14 protein-coding genes are annotated in these 16,260 nt (G+C 65.1%); 9 read left to right on the top strand and 5 right to left on the bottom strand.

What is annotated here, in order from left to right:
* Positions 1-8: 8 nt before the first annotated feature.
* Together WG921_RS06340 and WG921_RS06335 are read right to left on the bottom strand one after the other, a co-directional pair.
* Positions 9-914, bottom strand: coding sequence for an HAD-IIA family hydrolase (locus tag WG921_RS06340; protein WP_340108360.1), 906 nt, complete (start codon positions 912-914; stop codon positions 9-11).
* 104 nt (positions 915-1,018) lie between these two features.
* Positions 1,019-2,683 carry a Na/Pi cotransporter family protein gene (locus WG921_RS06335; RefSeq protein WP_340108359.1) on the bottom strand — a complete coding sequence of 555 codons (1,665 nt, stop codon included), beginning with the start codon at positions 2,681-2,683 and terminating at the stop codon, positions 1,019-1,021.
* 209 nt (positions 2,684-2,892) lie between these two features.
* Here WG921_RS06335 and WG921_RS06330 point away from each other — a divergent pair, with 209 nt between their 5' ends.
* The 5 genes from WG921_RS06330 (at position 2,893) to WG921_RS06310 (ending at position 7,876) form a co-directional block, all read left to right on the top strand.
* Positions 2,893-3,672: a DeoR/GlpR family DNA-binding transcription regulator gene (locus WG921_RS06330; RefSeq protein WP_340108358.1), complete on the top strand. Its 780-nt coding sequence runs from the start codon at positions 2,893-2,895 to the stop codon at positions 3,670-3,672.
* Positions 3,669-4,760 (top strand): ABC transporter ATP-binding protein, encoded by a 1,092-nt coding sequence (locus WG921_RS06325; protein WP_340108357.1) that lies wholly within the window; start codon positions 3,669-3,671, stop codon positions 4,758-4,760. Before WG921_RS06330 ends, WG921_RS06325 begins: the two co-directional genes overlap by 4 nt.
* A gap of 120 nt (positions 4,761-4,880) precedes the next feature.
* Positions 4,881-6,095: an ABC transporter substrate-binding protein gene (locus WG921_RS06320; protein WP_340108478.1), complete on the top strand. Its 1,215-nt coding sequence runs from the start codon at positions 4,881-4,883 to the stop codon at positions 6,093-6,095.
* Between the two features lie 63 nt (positions 6,096-6,158).
* Positions 6,159-7,052, top strand: a complete 894-nt coding sequence (locus WG921_RS06315; RefSeq protein WP_340108356.1) for a carbohydrate ABC transporter permease — start codon at positions 6,159-6,161, stop codon at positions 7,050-7,052.
* Positions 7,049-7,876, top strand: a complete 828-nt coding sequence (locus WG921_RS06310) for a carbohydrate ABC transporter permease (RefSeq protein WP_340108355.1) — start codon at positions 7,049-7,051, stop codon at positions 7,874-7,876. Before WG921_RS06315 ends, WG921_RS06310 begins: the two co-directional genes overlap by 4 nt.
* Positions 7,877-7,942: 66 nt before the next feature.
* Here WG921_RS06310 and infC read toward each other — a convergent pair whose 3' ends face one another.
* A complete protein-coding gene (gene infC, locus WG921_RS06305; protein ID WP_340108354.1) occupies positions 7,943-8,437 on the bottom strand; it encodes a translation initiation factor IF-3 in 495 nt (164 codons plus the stop codon).
* Between the two features lie 172 nt (positions 8,438-8,609).
* On the bottom strand, positions 8,610-9,497 hold the full coding sequence (gene galU, locus WG921_RS06300; RefSeq protein WP_340108353.1) for a UTP--glucose-1-phosphate uridylyltransferase GalU: 888 nt from the start codon (positions 9,495-9,497) through the stop codon (positions 8,610-8,612).
* Positions 9,498-9,628: 131 nt separating this feature from the next.
* Between galU and WG921_RS06295 the strand changes: the two genes are divergently transcribed.
* Positions 9,629-10,909 (top strand): glycerate kinase type-2 family protein, encoded by a 1,281-nt coding sequence (locus tag WG921_RS06295; RefSeq protein ID WP_340108352.1) that lies wholly within the window; start codon positions 9,629-9,631, stop codon positions 10,907-10,909.
* A gap of 18 nt (positions 10,910-10,927) precedes the next feature.
* On the opposite strand, the gene hppD is transcribed toward WG921_RS06295, so the two are convergent.
* Positions 10,928-12,028 (bottom strand): 4-hydroxyphenylpyruvate dioxygenase, encoded by a 1,101-nt coding sequence (gene hppD / locus WG921_RS06290; protein ID WP_340108351.1) that lies wholly within the window; start codon positions 12,026-12,028, stop codon positions 10,928-10,930.
* Between the two features lie 130 nt (positions 12,029-12,158).
* Here hppD and WG921_RS06285 point away from each other — a divergent pair, with 130 nt between their 5' ends.
* The 3 genes from WG921_RS06285 to WG921_RS06275 all read left to right on the top strand — a co-directional run bounded on the left by WG921_RS06285 (position 12,159) and on the right by WG921_RS06275 (position 15,928).
* Positions 12,159-12,617 carry an Lrp/AsnC family transcriptional regulator gene (locus WG921_RS06285; protein WP_340108350.1) on the top strand — a complete coding sequence of 153 codons (459 nt, stop codon included), beginning with the start codon at positions 12,159-12,161 and terminating at the stop codon, positions 12,615-12,617.
* A 156-nt stretch (positions 12,618-12,773) separates the two neighbouring features.
* On the top strand, positions 12,774-14,426 hold the full coding sequence (locus tag WG921_RS06280; RefSeq protein WP_340108349.1) for an acetolactate synthase large subunit: 1,653 nt from the start codon (positions 12,774-12,776) through the stop codon (positions 14,424-14,426).
* A gap of 59 nt (positions 14,427-14,485) precedes the next feature.
* Positions 14,486-15,928: an aldehyde dehydrogenase family protein gene (locus WG921_RS06275; RefSeq protein ID WP_340108348.1), complete on the top strand. Its 1,443-nt coding sequence runs from the start codon at positions 14,486-14,488 to the stop codon at positions 15,926-15,928.
* Positions 15,929-16,260 lie beyond the last annotated feature (332 nt).

Below are 16,260 nucleotides of genomic sequence, written 5' to 3'. Positions count from 1 at the left end.
CCGCGGGGCTACGGATCGGGGGCGATGAAGGAGGGCGTTATTCCGGCGCGCGCGCAGGCGGCGTCGATATCCTCTCCCTTCAGCGCGCCATGGCCGGTGATCAGCACCGAGCCGAGGCCAAGCGCGGAAGCGCCCAGAATATCGGTGTGAAGCGTATCGCCGACCATCGCGACGCGGGCCGGCGCCGCCTCGGGGGCCCGGGCCAGCGCCGTGTGGAAGACCCGCCCGAACGGCTTGCCGAAGAACACCGGCGCCACGCCCTCGATCCGGGCGAGCCGGTGCGCGAAATACCCCGGCTCGCGCGAGAGCCCGAATTCGCGCGGCGCGACGATATCCGGATTGCCGACCATGACCGGGCGCGGCGCGCGCGCGAGCGTCGCCTCCAGCAGGCTCTGCCGCGCCTCGGTCCAGTCTCCGGAGCCGAGCAGGACAAACCCCTCGGCGCGCTCATAGGCCTCCGCATCCTCCGCCAGAAACTCGAAATCGAGATCCTCCAGCTCCTCGTCGCCATAGACCGCCGGCGCCATCACGCCCCAACGGCGCCGCGGCTCCGTCCTCAACGCGCCTAGCAGCACCTCGCGGCTGGAGATCACATCCGTCTCCGCAAAGGAGAAGCCAAGCCGCGCATAGCGCTCCATCAGGAGCCGCTTCGGATAACTCGCCGCGTTGGTGACGACCATGACGCGCTTTCCCGCCGCCCGAAGCGCGTCGATCCTCTCCGCCGCGCCGCTGATCGCGGTGTCGCCGACATTCAGCACGCCGAACGCGTCGAGCAGGAAGACGTCGAATTGGCCGGTCAGATCCGCAAGCGTCCGCACCCGCACGGACGGAGAGCCGGGCCGCGCCGACGGCAACCGGCCACGAACGGCTTCATAGGCGTCGAACGCCCAGGACGCGTCGATCCGGGCCTCCATCAGACAGGCGCCGCGCGCCGCGGACACGCGCCGGCCCGACACTGCGCGCCGCGAGGGGCGGCCGGGCGGTCAATGCGAAAATTCATCGAAACATTCAGCACGCGTCACCTGTCCAGGTCGTTGATCAGCCGCGTCTCAAGCAATTGCCCGCTCCGATGCAGGATCGGGTAGGCGACGACCGCGATCTGGCCGTTCATATCGGTGATGGCGCGCAGAGTCTCCAGATGGATGTTGCTGGAGTCGAAGCTGACCGCGGCGCCGGCGCCGAGCCGCTTCAGGTGCTTTTTCCGGCTTGCGCGCTCCTTCCGGGCCATCTCGCTTTTCTCCTCCAGCAGCAGGCGCGCGCTCTCAATATCGTCGGAGACCAGCACGTTCGCGGCGAGGTCCATGTTGGCGAGCAGCTTCTCGTGCATCGCGACCAGCTCCGCATTCCCCGCCGCCGAGAAGCGGATCCCCTTCTGGGCCTTCTTCAACGCCAGCGGCAGCAGCTGCTTGACGACGATATCGCCCGCGGATTCAAGCGTGATCGCATATTCCGTCAACTCCCGCGCGCGCCGCGCGTCCTCCTTCTTCATCGCCGGCTGATTCAGCATCGCGGCCGCGTAATGGCGGATTCCGTCCAGCGCGGAATCCACGAAATCGTCCTGCCGCGCGATCTGGCGCGCCAGCGCCTTGTCACCCGTCTCATAGACCTGCATCACCGGCTCCGCCATCGTCCGCACGAGTTGCGCCATCCGCATCACTTCGCGCCGCAGGCTGGCGAGGGCGAGCCCAGGCGTCTCGAGAGCCGCTTCGTCGAGCACCGATCTCCTCTCCGACGGCGTCTCGACCTGGGCGGTCGGCGCGTCTGGGAGCAGGCGGGCCAAAGGCGCCTCGAACAGCCGGCAAAACGGCAGAAAACCCAGCAACATCAAATTGAACGCGATATGAATGGTGACGATGGCCTGCCCCGCGCCGACCGCGCTCAGATGGGTCAGAACCGGAAGTGTGTTGACCACAAGAACCGCGGCCATCGCGCACGCGCCCTTGATCGCGAAATTGGCGACCAGCGGCCGGCGCGCGACGCGCGGCATGCCCCGCGTCAACCAGAGCGGAAGCAGCGCGCCGCCGAGATTGGCGCCGAGCACCAGCGAGGCTCCGGCGAGAACCGGCAGCGCGTCGATCGCGACGAGGGTGACGCACACCAGAATCGCGGCGACGCTGGAATGCATGACGAAGGCGAGCGCGGCCCCGACGATGAACGCGGTCACGAAATCATATTCGAGATAGCCCGCAATCGCGGGGAGGAAGGCGCTCTCGCGGATCGGATCCATCGCCTGACGCAGAAAGCCGAGCGAGATCAGGATGAACGCGATCCCGAGCACGATCCGCCCCGCATGCTTCACCACGCGCCGTTCAGCGTTCAGGAACAGACCGCCGCCAATGGCCAGCAAGACCGGCTCCAGCCATTCGTACCTGAAGGACAGAACCTGGATCAGGAGCGCGGACCCGAGATCCGCGCCGAGCATCGCCGGCAACCCGGTGGCGAAACCGATCGCGCCGACGCTGGCGAATCCCGCCACCAGAAGCGCGACCGCCGCCGAGCTTTGCAGGATGACGGCGAGAACCAGTCCGGTGGCCGCCGCCCGGAGCGGCCCGCCGGCCGCCGTGACCACACGCCGGAAAGAGGCGCCGAACGCCCGCTCGATGCCGGTGCGAACCATGCGCACGGCGTAGAGCAGCAACATCGTCGCACCGAGGATCTGGCTCAGGAACGCGAGGATCACCATTGCAGCCGAAACTCCATCGCCGACGCGCACGGATCAGCGGCGGCGCCCCCGCGCGGCGCCGCCCCACCCCGGATTTTCATGGCGCGCGGCGCTGCGAGCGACCATCTCGTCATTCCGACTGCCCATTTCAAGAAAATGATGCTTTAATGTCATCTTAGTGTAACATATACCGTCTAAACGAAAAGAATAATGATCGTTTGAGAGCCATCATGCTGACCAAGACCGGTTTGAGGCAGCACCAGATCGTCGAGCGGACGCGGCTCCGCAGAGCCGTCACCATCGAGGATCTGGCGGCGGAGTTCGGGGTCTCGATGCAAACGATCCGCCGCGACATCAATGCGCTTTGCGCCGCCAACATCCTGCGACGCAAACACGGCGGGGCGGAGCTGATCGAGCAGCCGGTCAACACCGCGTACGACGTCCGCCGCGTCATCAACGCCGCGGCGAAAGACGCGATCGCGCGCGCCGCCGGAGCGATGATCCCGGACGGCGCGACGGTTTTCATCTCGGTCGGAACCACGCCCGCGCTCGTCGCCCGCGCGCTCCGCATCAGAAAGAACCTCACCATCGTCACCAACAACATGAACGCCGCCATGGCGCTGACCGGGGAGACCTCCAATCGCATCATTCTGCCCGGCGGCGAGATGCGCCTGCCCGACCGGGATTTCCTTGGCGTCCAGGCCACCGAGATCTTCGGGCGTTACCGCGCGGATTTCGGCGTCTACGGCGTTGGGGGCGTCGACACGGACGGCAGCCTGCTCGACTTCCATCAGGAGGAGGTGCAGGCGCGCGAAGCGATCCGGCGGAACGCCCGCGTCGCGATCCTCGTCGCCGACAGCTCCAAGTTCGGGCGGCCGGCGCCGGCGCTCGGCGGCATGATCGACGAGGCGGACCATGTCTTGACCGAGACCCGCCCCGGCCCCGGCTACGCCGAGATTCTCGACCGGATCGCGGGCCGCCTCCACATCGCCGAGGAGGTGGCGGCATGACCGGCGCCCCCTTCGTCAGCCTCGCCAACGTCACCCGGAAGTGGAATGGTCAACTCGGGGTCGAAGACATCAATCTCGACATCGCCGAGGGCGCCTTCGTCGCGCTTCTCGGCCCGTCCGGTTGCGGAAAATCGACGACGCTGCGCCTTCTCGCCGGGCTCGAGACGCCGGATGAAGGAGAGATCCGCATCGCCGGCGTCGATGTCACCGCCAGCCCGGCGTCGAAGCGCAACCTCTCGATGGTGTTCCAGTCCTACGCGCTCTTCCCGCATCTGAACGTGGAGGAGAACATCCTCTTCGGCCTCAAGGTGCGCGGCGTTCCCGCGCCGGAGCGGCGGAAGAAGCTCGCGCGGGCGCTTGAGATGACCGGCCTTCTCGGGCTGGAGCGCCGCAAACCGGGGGAGATTTCCGGCGGGCAGCGCCAGCGGGTCGCGCTCGCGCGCGCCATCGTCGCCGGGCATCCGCTCTGCCTGATGGACGAGCCGCTCTCCAATCTCGACGCCAAGCTCCGCAATTCGGTCCGCAAGGACATCAAGCGCCTCCAGCGCGACCTCGGCATAACCGTGCTCTACGTCACCCACGATCAGACCGAGGCGCTGAGCATGGCCGACACCGTCGTGCTGATGAAGGATGGGCGGATCGAGCAGGCCGGCCCGCCGGCGGCGCTGTACGAGCGGCCGGCCAGCACGTTCGTCGCCAACTTCATCGGCAGCCCGCCGATGGCGCTGATCGACGGCGACGCGCTCCCCGAGCACGCCCATCTCGGCGCGGGCCGGGCGCTGACCTTCGGCGTTCGCCCTGAGCATCTTCATATCGCCGAGGCGGGCGAGCGCGCGCTCGAAGCCATTGTCGAAGAATCCGAATATATGGGCGCGGAGACGTACCTTTCCTTTCGTCACGAGCGCGCGGAGGGCCTCACCGTGCGGCTCCCCGGCGAGGTTCGGGCGCAGCGGGGAGAGCGGATGCGGCTCGGCTTCTCGCCGGACGATCTTCATCTCTTCGATCGCGAAACCGGGCGAAGGTTCGAACCCGCGACGACTCCATCCTCCGGCGACTCGCCCCCGCGGCGCCGCCGGTCCGATCGCTGAAGAGCGTGACACTGCACCGCAGATTTATTGGCCCCAGATGAAACAGGAAACGCCATGATCACGTCACTCCTGAAATCCCCCGTCCTCCGATCCTCCGTCCTCGCAGGCGGACTCGCGGCGATGGCCTCGCCGGCCTTCGCGAAGACCGAACTCACGATGTATTACCCGATCGCCGTCGGCGGCGCGCTGACCGAGGTCGTCGACGGCATCGTCGCCGATTTCGAGGCCGAAAATCCGGATATCGACGTCACCGCGATCTACGCCGGCAATTATGACGACACCCGCGTGCGCGCCCTCTCGGCGATCGGATCCGGCGAGCCGGCCCAGCTCGCGGTGATGTTCTCGATCGACGTCTACGATCTGATCGAGCAGGATCTGATCGCGCCGTTCGACGATGTGATCTCGACCGATGAAGAGAAGGCGTGGCTGAACAGCTTCTATCCGGCGCTGATGGAGAACAGCCGGGTCGAGGGCAAGACCTGGGGCGTTCCGTTCCAGCGCTCGACCATCGTCGCCTATTACAACAAGGACATGTTCGAGGCCGCCGGTCTCGATCCGGAAAAGGCCCCCGCCACGTGGAGCGAGATGGTCGAGATGGGCAAGGCGCTGACCAGGGATGGCGTGTACGGCCTGATGATCCCCTCCACCGGATATCCCTACTGGATGTTCCAGGCGCTCGCGATCCAGAATGGCGAGGAGCTGATGTCCGACGACGGGCTTCACACCTATTTCGACAAACCCGAAGTGGTTGAAGCGCTGGAGTTCTGGAAGTCGCTCTCGGTCGAGCACGGGATCATGCCGGAAGGCGCGGTCGAATGGGGCACGCTCCGCCAGGCGTTCCTCGAAGGGCAGACCGCGATGATGTGGCATTCGACAGGCAACCTCACCGCCGTGAAGAACGAGGCGAAGTTCGATTTCGGCGTCGCCACCTTGCCGGCGCGCGTCCGGAAGGGCTCGCCGACGGGCGGCGGCAACTTCTACCTCTTCAAGGACTCGACCGACGAGGAGAAGGCGGCGGCGCTGAAGCTGATCCGCTTCATGACCTCGCCGGAGCAGGCCGCCGCATGGTCGATCGCGACCGGCTATATGGGCGTCAGCCCCGCCGCCTACGAGACCCCGGCCCTGAAGGCTTATGGCGAAGAGTTTCCGCAGGCGCTGGTCGCGCGCGATCAGCTTGAGGTCGCGGTCGCGGAATTCTCGACCTTCGAGACGGCGCGGGTCCGCGACGGGCTGAACAACGCGATCCAGTCCGCGCTCACCGGCGCGAAGGAGCCCGAGGCGGCGCTGGCCGAGGCGCAGGCGGCCGCGGAGCGGCTTCTGAAGCCCTATCGCTAAGAGCCGACAAGACCAGCGCGGCGCCGGCCTTGCCCGGCGCCGCCTTCTTTCCGAGAGACCGCGATGAACGAGCACGCCAGACTGGAGCGCAGACGCCGGATCATCAACGGCTGGCTTCTGCTGTCGCCGGCGATCTTCCTGCTCTCCCTCTTCGCCTTCATCCCTTCGGTCGCGACGGTCTGGGCGAGCCTCTTCTCCCGCGGCACGCGCCGGAATCCGTCCGAATTCATCGGCGGAGGAAACTACGCCGACCTCTTCAACGACCCGACATTCTGGCTCGTGGTGAAGAACAACCTTCTCTACGCCGGCGTCACCATTCCCGTTTCAATCCTCATCGCGCTCTCGATGGCGCTCTGGGCCAACTCGAAACTCCCGGCGAGGGGTTTTGTGCGCACCGCCTATTTCACACCGACCGTGCTCCCGATGATCGCGGCCGCCAATCTCTGGCTTTTCTTCTATACGCCGGGCCTCGGCGTTCTGGACCAGATCGGCGCGCTGTTCGGCTTCGCTCCGGTCAACTGGCTCGGCCAGCCGGAGACCGCGCTCTGGGCGGTCATCATCGTCACCATCTGGAAGGAGAGCGGCTTCTTCATGATCTTCTACCTCGCCGCGCTTCAGACCATCCCGCCCGACCTGAAGGAGGCGGCGGACATCGAAGGCGCGAGCCGCTGGACCTACACCCGCCGGATCGTGCTGCCGCTTCTGGCGCCGACCACGCTCTTCGTGATGGTGAACGCGCTGATCAATTCGGTGAAGCTGATCGACCATCTCTTCATCCTCACCAAGGGCGGCCCTTCGGACGCCTCGAAACTGATCCTCTACTACATCTGGGAGATGGCCTTCGCCTATTTCGACGCGCCGCACGCCGCCGCCATGACCGTCCTGGTGCTTCTGGTCCTCGGCGTGATCGCCGCGATCCAGTTCACGATCCTTGACCGCCGGACGCATTACAGATGAGCGCGCGAAAACCGCCCTTCCCGCTTTCGCGGCTGCTCGACACGATCGGCGCGTGGGCGCTCGCCGTCATCTGGGTCGCGCCGCTGATCTTCGCCTTCTGGGCGGCGTTCCACAGCACGTCCGACGCGGTGAATTTCAATCTGGGCTCGTCCTGGACGCTGGACAATTTTCGGACGGCCTGGAGCGGCGCGCCCTGGCTGCGCTATTTCCTGAACACGTTTCTTCTCGTCAGCCTCGTTCTGGCCGGGCAGCTCGTCATCACCACCCTCGCCGGCTACGCGTTCGCGCAGTTCACCTTTCCGGGGCGGGATATCGTGTTCATTCTCGTTCTTCTTCAGCTCTTCATTCTGCCTGAGGTGTTGATCGTGGAGAATTACGCCATGGTCTCCCGGCTCGGCCTGTTCGATACGATCCTCGGCATCGGCGCGCCCTACATGGCCAGCGCGTTCGGCATCTTCCTCATGCGGCAGGCGTTCAAATCCGTGCCGAAAGAGTTGGACGAAGCCGCGCGGATCGAAGGGTGCGGCTGGTTCGGCGTGCTCTGGCGCGTCTATGTTCCGGCGGCGCGGCCGACCTATCTCGCCTATGCGCTGGTCTCGGTGGCGACGCACTGGAACAATTTTCTCTGGCCGCTGATCATCACCAATTCAGAGGCGACCAGGCCGCTGACGGTCGGCCTGTCGATCTTCGCCGCGCCCGAAAGCGGGGTGAACATCTCGGTGATCTCCGCCGCGACGATGTTGACCGTCGCGCCGCTCCTGATCGCGTTTCTGATTTTCCAGCGCCAGTTCGTGCAAGCGTTCCTTCGCGCCGGCATCCGCTAACCGGATGGTCGGCCAGGCGCTGGCCGGCCGACCTCTTTGCGCGACGGCGGCGCCAGGCGTCAGGCGTCAGGCCCGGTTCGGAGCCACCACCATGACCATCTGCCGCCCTTCCATCCTGGGCATGCTTTCGACCTTGGCGGCGCCTTCGACCTCGCCGGCGATCTTTTTCAGAAGATCGCGCCCGATTTCCTGATGCGCCATTTCGCGGCCGCGGAACCGCAGCGTCACCTTGACCTTGTCGCCATCTTCCAGAAACCGGGTCACGTTCCGCATCTTCACGTCATAATCATGCGTGTCGATATTCGGCCGGAACTTGACTTCCTTGACCTCGATGACGCGCTGCTTCTTCTTCGCCTCGGCCGCTTTTTTCTGGTTTTCGTATTTGAACTTGCCGACATCCATGATCTTGCAGACCGGAGGATTGGCGTTCGGCGAGATCTCGACGACGTCGAGGCCGACCTCCTCCGCCATGGCGATGGCGTGCGCCGGCGTCACCACGCCATGGTTATCGCCATTCTCATCGATGAGGCGAATTTCAGGAACGCGGATCATCCCGTTCACGCGCGGTCCAGTGTCGCGCGTCGGCGGGGCATTGTGCGGTCTGCGAGCTATGGTTCAGTTCCTTTATAGTTTCAACGGACGGCGGCGCGCCCGATCTTCGGGCGGCGCGCATGCGCCGAAGATAATACACCTTCGCTCCGGCGCAATGATTCGCGCGATTCGACGCGCAGAATCAGCGGTTTTTCAGAGTCAGGGCGGTCTCGGTGATGAATTTTCCGAATTCATCGGCGAACTCCGGCCGACCGAGCGCGAACGCCACCGTGGCCTCAAGATAGCCGAGTTTGGAGCCGCAATCAAACCGCGTGCCCTCGAACCGGAGCCCATGGACCGGCCGGCCGACCTTGATCTCTTCGGCGATGGCGTCGGTGAGTTGAATCTCCCCCCCCGCCCCGGCCTTCAACGCGGAGAGGTTGCGCATGATGCGCGGGCTCAGGATATATCGGCCGATCACCGCGAGATTGGACGGCGCGACCTCCGGCGCCGGCTTTTCGACGATGCCCTTCATTTCGATCAGATCGCTGTCGTCCTTCACCGGGTCGATCACGCCGTAGCTTGAAACCTGATCGGGTCCGACCTCCATCACGGCGACGACATTGCCGCCAATCCTCTCGTAAACATCGACCATCTGCTTCAGGCAGGGCGTCTCCGATTCGATCACGTCGTCCGGCAGGATCACCGCGAACGGCTCGTCGCCGACCAGTTGCCGCGCGCACCACACCGCGTGGCCGAGGCCCAGCGCCTCCTGCTGGCGAATATAGCTGATCGCGCCGGAGGGCATGTCCGCCGGCTTGATCAAGTCCAGCAGGTCGGGTTTGTTCTTTTCGCGCAGCGCGCGCACCAGTTCGGGCGCGCTGTCGAAATAATTCTCCAGCGCCGATTTTCCTTTCGCCGTCACGAAAATGAAATCGGTGATCCCGGCCGCGCGCGCCTCGTCGATCGCATATTGGATCAACGGCTTGTCGACGAGAGGCAGAACCTCCTTCGGAACCGCCTTGGTCGCGGGAAGAAAGCGCGTGCCGAGACCGGCGACGGGAAAGACGGCTTTACGGACTATCGGCATCTTCGCTTCTCCTGTTGCCGCCCGTATGTAACCGGATGATCGTTAAAATCCAATCGCAAGCAGCGGCGCGGCTTGCGAAAAACCGTCCGGGCGAGTCAGATCGGCCAGATCTGACAGGAGAGAAACGCAAAATGATCGACCACTCCGAGGACCGGGCGCTGCTTCAGGCGCTTTTCGCCGCCGCCATCGCCGCCGCCGCGCCCGCGCGGTTGATCGGCGCGCATCTTCCGGCCCCGCCCAGGGGCCGACTGCTCGTCATCGGCGCAGGCAAGGCCGCGGCGGCGATGGCGGCGGCGTTGGAGACGGAATGGGCGGCGCGCGGGCGCGCCCCCGAGCCCGAGGGCCTGGTGATCACGCGCTATGGCCACGGCGCGCCGACGCGGCGCATCGAAGTGGTCGAGGCCGCGCACCCCGAGCCGGACGAGGCGGGCCGCGCCGCCGCGGCGCGCATCCTGGACCTGGTGAAAGGCGCGGGCGCCGACGATCTCGTCGTCGCGCTGATCTCGGGCGGCGGCTCCGCGCTTCTGACCATGCCGGCGCCCGGGGTCTCCTTCCGGGAAAAGCAGGAGTTGACGCGGGCGCTCCTCGCCTCGGGCGCGCCGATCGACGAGATGAACACGGTGAGAAAGCACCTCTCCGCGATCAAGGGCGGGCGGTTGGCGCTGGCGGCGCATCCGGCGCCGATCCTGACGCTGGCGATCTCGGACGTGCCGGGGGACTCCCCTTCCGTGATCGCGTCCGGGCCGACGGTGGCGGACGCCACCACCTTCGCCGACGCCCGCGCCATCCTCGCAAAGCGCGGCGTGACGCCCGCGCCCTCGATCGCCGCGCATCTGGCGGCCGCCGCCGAGGAGACGCCGAAGCCGGGCGACCCGCGCCTCGCGAACGCCGAATTCCGCCTGATCGGCGCGCCGATGATGTCTCTGGAGGCGGCGGCCGCGGCCGCGCGGGCCGCCGGCGTCGAGCCCGTGATTCTCGGCGACGCGCTCGAAGGCGAGGCGCGGGAACTCGGCGCGGAGATGGCGGCCCGCGCGTTGGCGGCGCGCGGGCCTCTCGTGCTTCTCTCCGGCGGCGAGACCGTGGTGACCTTGGGCGCGGGCGAGCGCCCGAAGGGGCGCGGCGGGCGCAACGTGGAGTTTCTGCTGGGGATGGCGGCGGCGCTGAACGGCGCGCCGGGGATCTCGGCCATCGCCGGCGACACCGACGGCGTCGACGGGATGGAGGAGGTCGCAGGCGCGATCATCGACCCGGAGACGCCCGCCCGCGCCGCGGCCGCCGGGGTCTCGCTCGAGGGCGCGCTCCGCGCCCATGACGGGCACGGGTTCTTCGCCGCGACCGGCGATCAGGTGATCACCGGCCCGACGCTGACCAATGTGAACGATTTTCGCGCCGTTCTGGTGCGGCGCGCCTGAGCCGGCGCGCCCTGCGGCTCATTCAGCGACGCTGAGCACGCCGCGGTCGATCTGATCCTGCTCGATCGATTCGAAGAGGGCGCGGAAATTGCCCTCCCCGAACCCGTCGTCGCCCTTCCTCTGGATGAACTCGAAGAAGATCGGCCCGACCACGGTTTTCGAGAAGATCTGCAGCAGGATCCGCGTCATCCCGCCATCGACGACGCCTTCGCCGTCGATCAGGATGCCGTGCTTCTTCATCCGCTCGATCGGCTCCTCATGGCCGGCCACGCGCTTGTGGCTCATGTCGTAATAGACATCCGGCGGCGGCGGCATGAACTCCAGCCCGTTGGCCGCGAGCGCATCGACCGACGCATAGATGTCGTTGGTCGCGACGGCGATGTGCTGGATGCCCTCGCCATTGTATTCACGCAGATATTCCTCGATCTGGCTGGTCTCGTCGGCGCTCTCGTTGATCGGTATGCGGATCTTGCCGCAGGGCGAGGTCAGCGCGCGCGAGGTGAGCCCGGTCATCTTCCCCTTGATGTCGAAGAAGCGGATCTCCTTGAAATTGAAGATGCCGGAATAGAACCGGTACCACTTGTCCATGTTGCCGCGATGAACGTTGTGGGTGAGATGGTCGATATAGAAGAAGCCGAGGCCCTCCGGCTTCGGGTCGGTCTCGCCGGTCCAGTCATAATCGTTCATGTAGGGCGAGCCGCCGTCGCGGGCGATGAAATAGAGCAGCGAGCCGCCGATGCCGAGGATCGCCGGCGCGTCGATCACCTTGTCGGCGCCGTCATAGCCCTTCGCGCCCTTGGCGACGGCGTGCTCAAAGGCCTGCTGCGGGTCGACCACGCGCCAGGCCATCGAGGCGGCGCAGGGGCCGTGCGCCTTCACGAAATCGGCGGCGAAATCGCCCGGCTCGGCGTTGACCAGATAATTGATGTCGCCCTGCCGATAGAGCGTCACGTCCTTCGTGCGGTGCTTCGCGACCGCGGTGTAGCCCATCATGCGGAAAAGCGTGTGCAGCGCCTCCGGCTCCGGATGCGCGAATTCGACGAACTCGAATCCGTCGGCGCCGGCGGGGTTGGCGGCGCTGATCGTGGCCGGGGCGGCGTCATGCGGGAACGGTCCCATCGCTGCGACTCCCTTTTGATTAATTTCCATGAGATATTATGCCTGGTCGCACGAGAAATTCGTGTATTGTCATCTTGATGCCGCCCCACCACGCATGATTATCGCAACGATGGCCTCATAGGCGCGAAGAATGGACCTTGACCGATTCGACCGTGGAATTCTCGCGGCGCTGCAGGACGACGCGAGCCTGACCACCGCCGCGCTGGCCGAGGCGGTCGCGCTCTCCCCCTCGCAATGCTCACGCCGACGCATCGCTCTGGAGAAGGCGGGGCTGATCACCGGCTATCGGGCCGAGTTGAACGCCACGTCGCTCGGCTACACGGTCGAGGCGTTCAGCCGGGTCACGCTCGCCGCGCAATCCGAAAGCATGGTCGACGAGATCGCGGCGTTCTTCAACGCGCTGCCCGAGGTCAGGATGGCCTACACGTTGACCGGAGACGCGGACTACCTGCTGCATATCCACGTCCGCTCGCTGGACGAGTTGGCGAACTTCGTCCATCGGCGCCTGCTGCCGCATCCGATGGTGGCGCAGGTCCGCTCCGATATCGTCCTGCAACAAGTGGGACGGCGCAAAGGCGTTCCGCTTTGACCGGCCGGCCCCAGGCGAAATCCGGAGCCATCGACGCGAATTGAAGGCGGGAAGGTCTACGCAAACGCGAATTTTCCGCTAAGGTGCGGGAATATTCATCCGATCCGGCCCCGGCTTATCCAGCCGACGAGCCGGTGAACGCGAAGAGGGGGAAACATGACCAAAGCATCTGATCTGTTCATCGAATGCCTTGAGGCGGAGGACTGCGAGTATATTTTCGGCGTCCCGGGGGAGGAGAATCTCGACTTTCTCGACAGCCTCTCGCGATCGGACAAGATCCGTTTCATCCTGACTCGCCATGAACAGGGGGCGGGGTTCATCGCCGCGGTCTATGGCCGGTTGACCGGCAAGACCGGCGTCTGCATCTCGACCCTCGGCCCCGGGGCCACCAACTTCACCACCGCGGCGGCCTACGCCCAACTCGGCGGAATGCCGATGATGATGATCACCGGGCAGAAGCCGGTGAAGAGATCGAAACAGGGCCGCTTCCAGATTCTCGACGTGGTCGAGATGATGGGACCGATCACGAAATACAGCCATCAGGTCGTCTCGGCTGACAACATTCCCTCGCGCGTCCGCGAAGCCTATCGGCTCGCCGAGGAGGAAAAACCCGGCGCGGTGCATATCGAACTGCCCGAAGACGTCGCCGACGAGAAGAGCGACCAGCGTCCGATCCCGAGATCGGCCGTGCGCCGCCCCGTCCCCGAACGGAAATCCATCATCCAGGCGCTGGAGAAGATCCACGCCGCGAAATCGCCGATCATCGTCATCGGCGCCGGCGGCAACCGCAAGATGACCTCGAAGATGCTGACGCGCTTCATCGACAAGACCGGCATCCCCTTCGTCACCACGCAACTCGGTAAGGGCGTGGTCGATGAACGGCACGAGCTTTTCATGGGGTGCGCCGCGCTCTCCGCCGGCGATTTCGTGCATCGGGCGATCGACGGCGCCGACCTGATCATCAATATCGGCCATGACGTGATCGAGAAGCCGCCCTTCTTCATGAAACCCGGCGGCGCCGAGGTGATCCATGTCTCCTACAACACCGCCGAGGTCGATCCGGTCTATTTCCCGCAGGTGGAGGTGGTCGGCGATATCGGCAACGCGGTCTGGCAACTGAAGAACGGGGTCAGAAAGAAGAGCGAAGCGAACTGGGATTTCTCGTGGATGATGGAGGTCAAGAAACATCACGACGCGCAGATCCTCGAAGGCGCGGACGACATGCGCTTCCCGCTCTACCCCCAACACGTGGTCTCGGTCGTTCGCGACGCCATGCCCGAGGATGGCATGATCTGCCTCGACAATGGCGTCTACAAGATCTGGTTCGCGCGGAATTACCGCGCGTATCAGCCGAACTCGGTCCTGCTCGACAACGCGCTGGCCTCGATGGGCGCGGGCCTGCCGTCCGCCATGGCGGCGCGCCTCGTCTATCCGGACAAGAAGGTGATGGCGATCTGCGGCGACGGCGGGTTCATGATGAACTCTCAGGAGCTGGAGACCGCGGTCCGGCTGAAGATGGACCTCGTCGTCCTGATCCTGAACGACAACTCCTACGGCATGATCCGCTGGAAACAGGCCAACATGGGATTCAAGGATTGGGGTCTTCAGTATGAGAACCCCGACTTCGTGAAATACGTGGAGAGTTACGGCGGCGTCGGCCACAAGGTCACGTCCGCGAAGGATCTGCCGAAAATCATCGAGCGCGCGCTCGCCACGCCCGGCGTCCATCTGATCGACTGCCCGGTGGACTACAGCGAGAACGACCAGATATTGAATACCGACATCAAGAAGCGGTCCGCCGCGATCTGACTTTTGACGGGAGGCGGCCCCGCGCCGCCTCCGCACATGCGAAACGGGAGACGACCCAAATGCCCGAACTCAAAGCGAAATATCCATATTACCTCAACAATGAGGCCGTTTTCGCGAACGACGACCTCGACGTGACCGATAAATTCTCCGGCGAAGTGGCGACGCGCTGCGCGCTCGCGGACAGCAACGCGATCGACGCCGGAATCGCCGGCGCGGCGGAGGCCGCCGACGCCATGGCGAAAATGCCCTCCTTCGCGCGGAAGGCGGTGCTGGAGCATTGCGTGAAGCGCTTCCGGGAGCGAGCGGACGAGCTCGCCTATTCATTGTGCGTCGAGGCCGGAAAACCGATCAACGACTCCAAGGGCGAAGTCACCCGTCTGATCGACACGTTCCAGATCGCGGCCGAGGAATCGACCCGCATCCGCGGCGAAATGCAGGCGCTGGACATTTCCCCCCGCGCCAAAGGCTATCAGGGCATGTGGAAGCGGGTGCCGATCGGTCCCTGCTCCTTCATCTCCCCGTTCAACTTCCCGTTGAATCTCGCCGCGCACAAGGTCGCGCCGGCGATCGCCGTCGGCTGCCCGTTCGTGATGAAGCCCGCATCGCGCACGCCGCTCGGCGCGCTGATCATCGGCGAGGTGCTGGCCGAGACCGACTTGCCGAAGGGCGCGTTCTCGATCCTTCCCTGCTCGCGGGACGGGGCGGATCTCTTCACCGTGGACGATCGGCTGAAGCTCCTCTCCTTCACCGGATCGCCCGCCGTCGGATGGGATCTCAAGGCGCGGAGCGGCAAGAAAAAGGTCGTGCTCGAGCTCGGCGGGAATGCGGCGGTGGTCGTGGATTCGGACACGCGCAACCTCGATGACGCGGTCGAGCGGATCATTTTCGGGGCGTTCTATCAGTCCGGCCAATCCTGCATCGGCGTGCAGCGGATCATGCTCCACGCCGACATCTATGACACCATGAAGGCGAAACTCGTCGCCAAGGCGAAAACACTTGTGTCGGGAGACCCGAAGGACCCCAAGACCTTCATCGGCCCCATGATCTCCGAAAAGGAGGCGGAACGCCTCCATGGCTGGATCCAGGAGGCGGTCGCCGCGGGCGGCTCCGTTCTCTGCGGCGGCAAGCGCGACGGCGCGATGCTGGAGGCCACGCTTCTTGAAAACGTGCCGGACGACCAGGCGCTGTCATGCGAGGAAGCCTTCGGCCCCGCCGCGATCCTGCAGAGGTTTACGACCTGGGACGAGGCCATCCGGATGGTCAACGATTCCCGCTTCGGTCTTCAGGCCGGCATTTTCACCCGCGATTACTACAAGATCCAGCAGGCATGGGATGAGATGGTCGTGGGCGGCGTCGTCGTCGGCGATATCCCGTCATATCGCGTCGACAACATGCCCTATGGCGGCGTGAAGGATTCAGGGCTCGGCCGCGAAGGCGTTCGCTTTGCGATGGAAGACATGACCGAGATCCGCAACCTCGTGGTTCGAACCCCTCCCGACTGACCCTCGGATCATGGCGCCGGCCCGCGAAAGCGGCGGCCGGCGGAGGAAAGATAAGCCCGTCCGCCCCCCTTCCCGCCGGGGGGCGCGTGGGCAAAGCGCAGGCCGGCGAAGGAAAGGAGCGCGCAGCTGATTCTCCGGTTCGCAAATGGTTAACGGATGAACTTCACTGCAACCGCAGCACCCGGACGGCCTGTCACATGCGATCTCTTAACCGTGATCCCGAAGGGCGGCCTGGCGGCGGAGCCTTCCATAACTGATTGAAATATCTCAAAAAATTCCGGCTGCAGCAGGCAATCGTTAAGATTTACCAATAATTCTTCACAAAATATCGT

This window comes from Paludibacillus litoralis, from assembly GCF_037646705.1.
In the GTDB taxonomy this organism is placed as follows: domain Bacteria; phylum Pseudomonadota; class Alphaproteobacteria; order Rhodobacterales; family Rhodobacteraceae; genus Pikeienuella; species Pikeienuella litoralis.
This window is presented reverse-complemented; position numbering and strand designations above follow the sequence as displayed.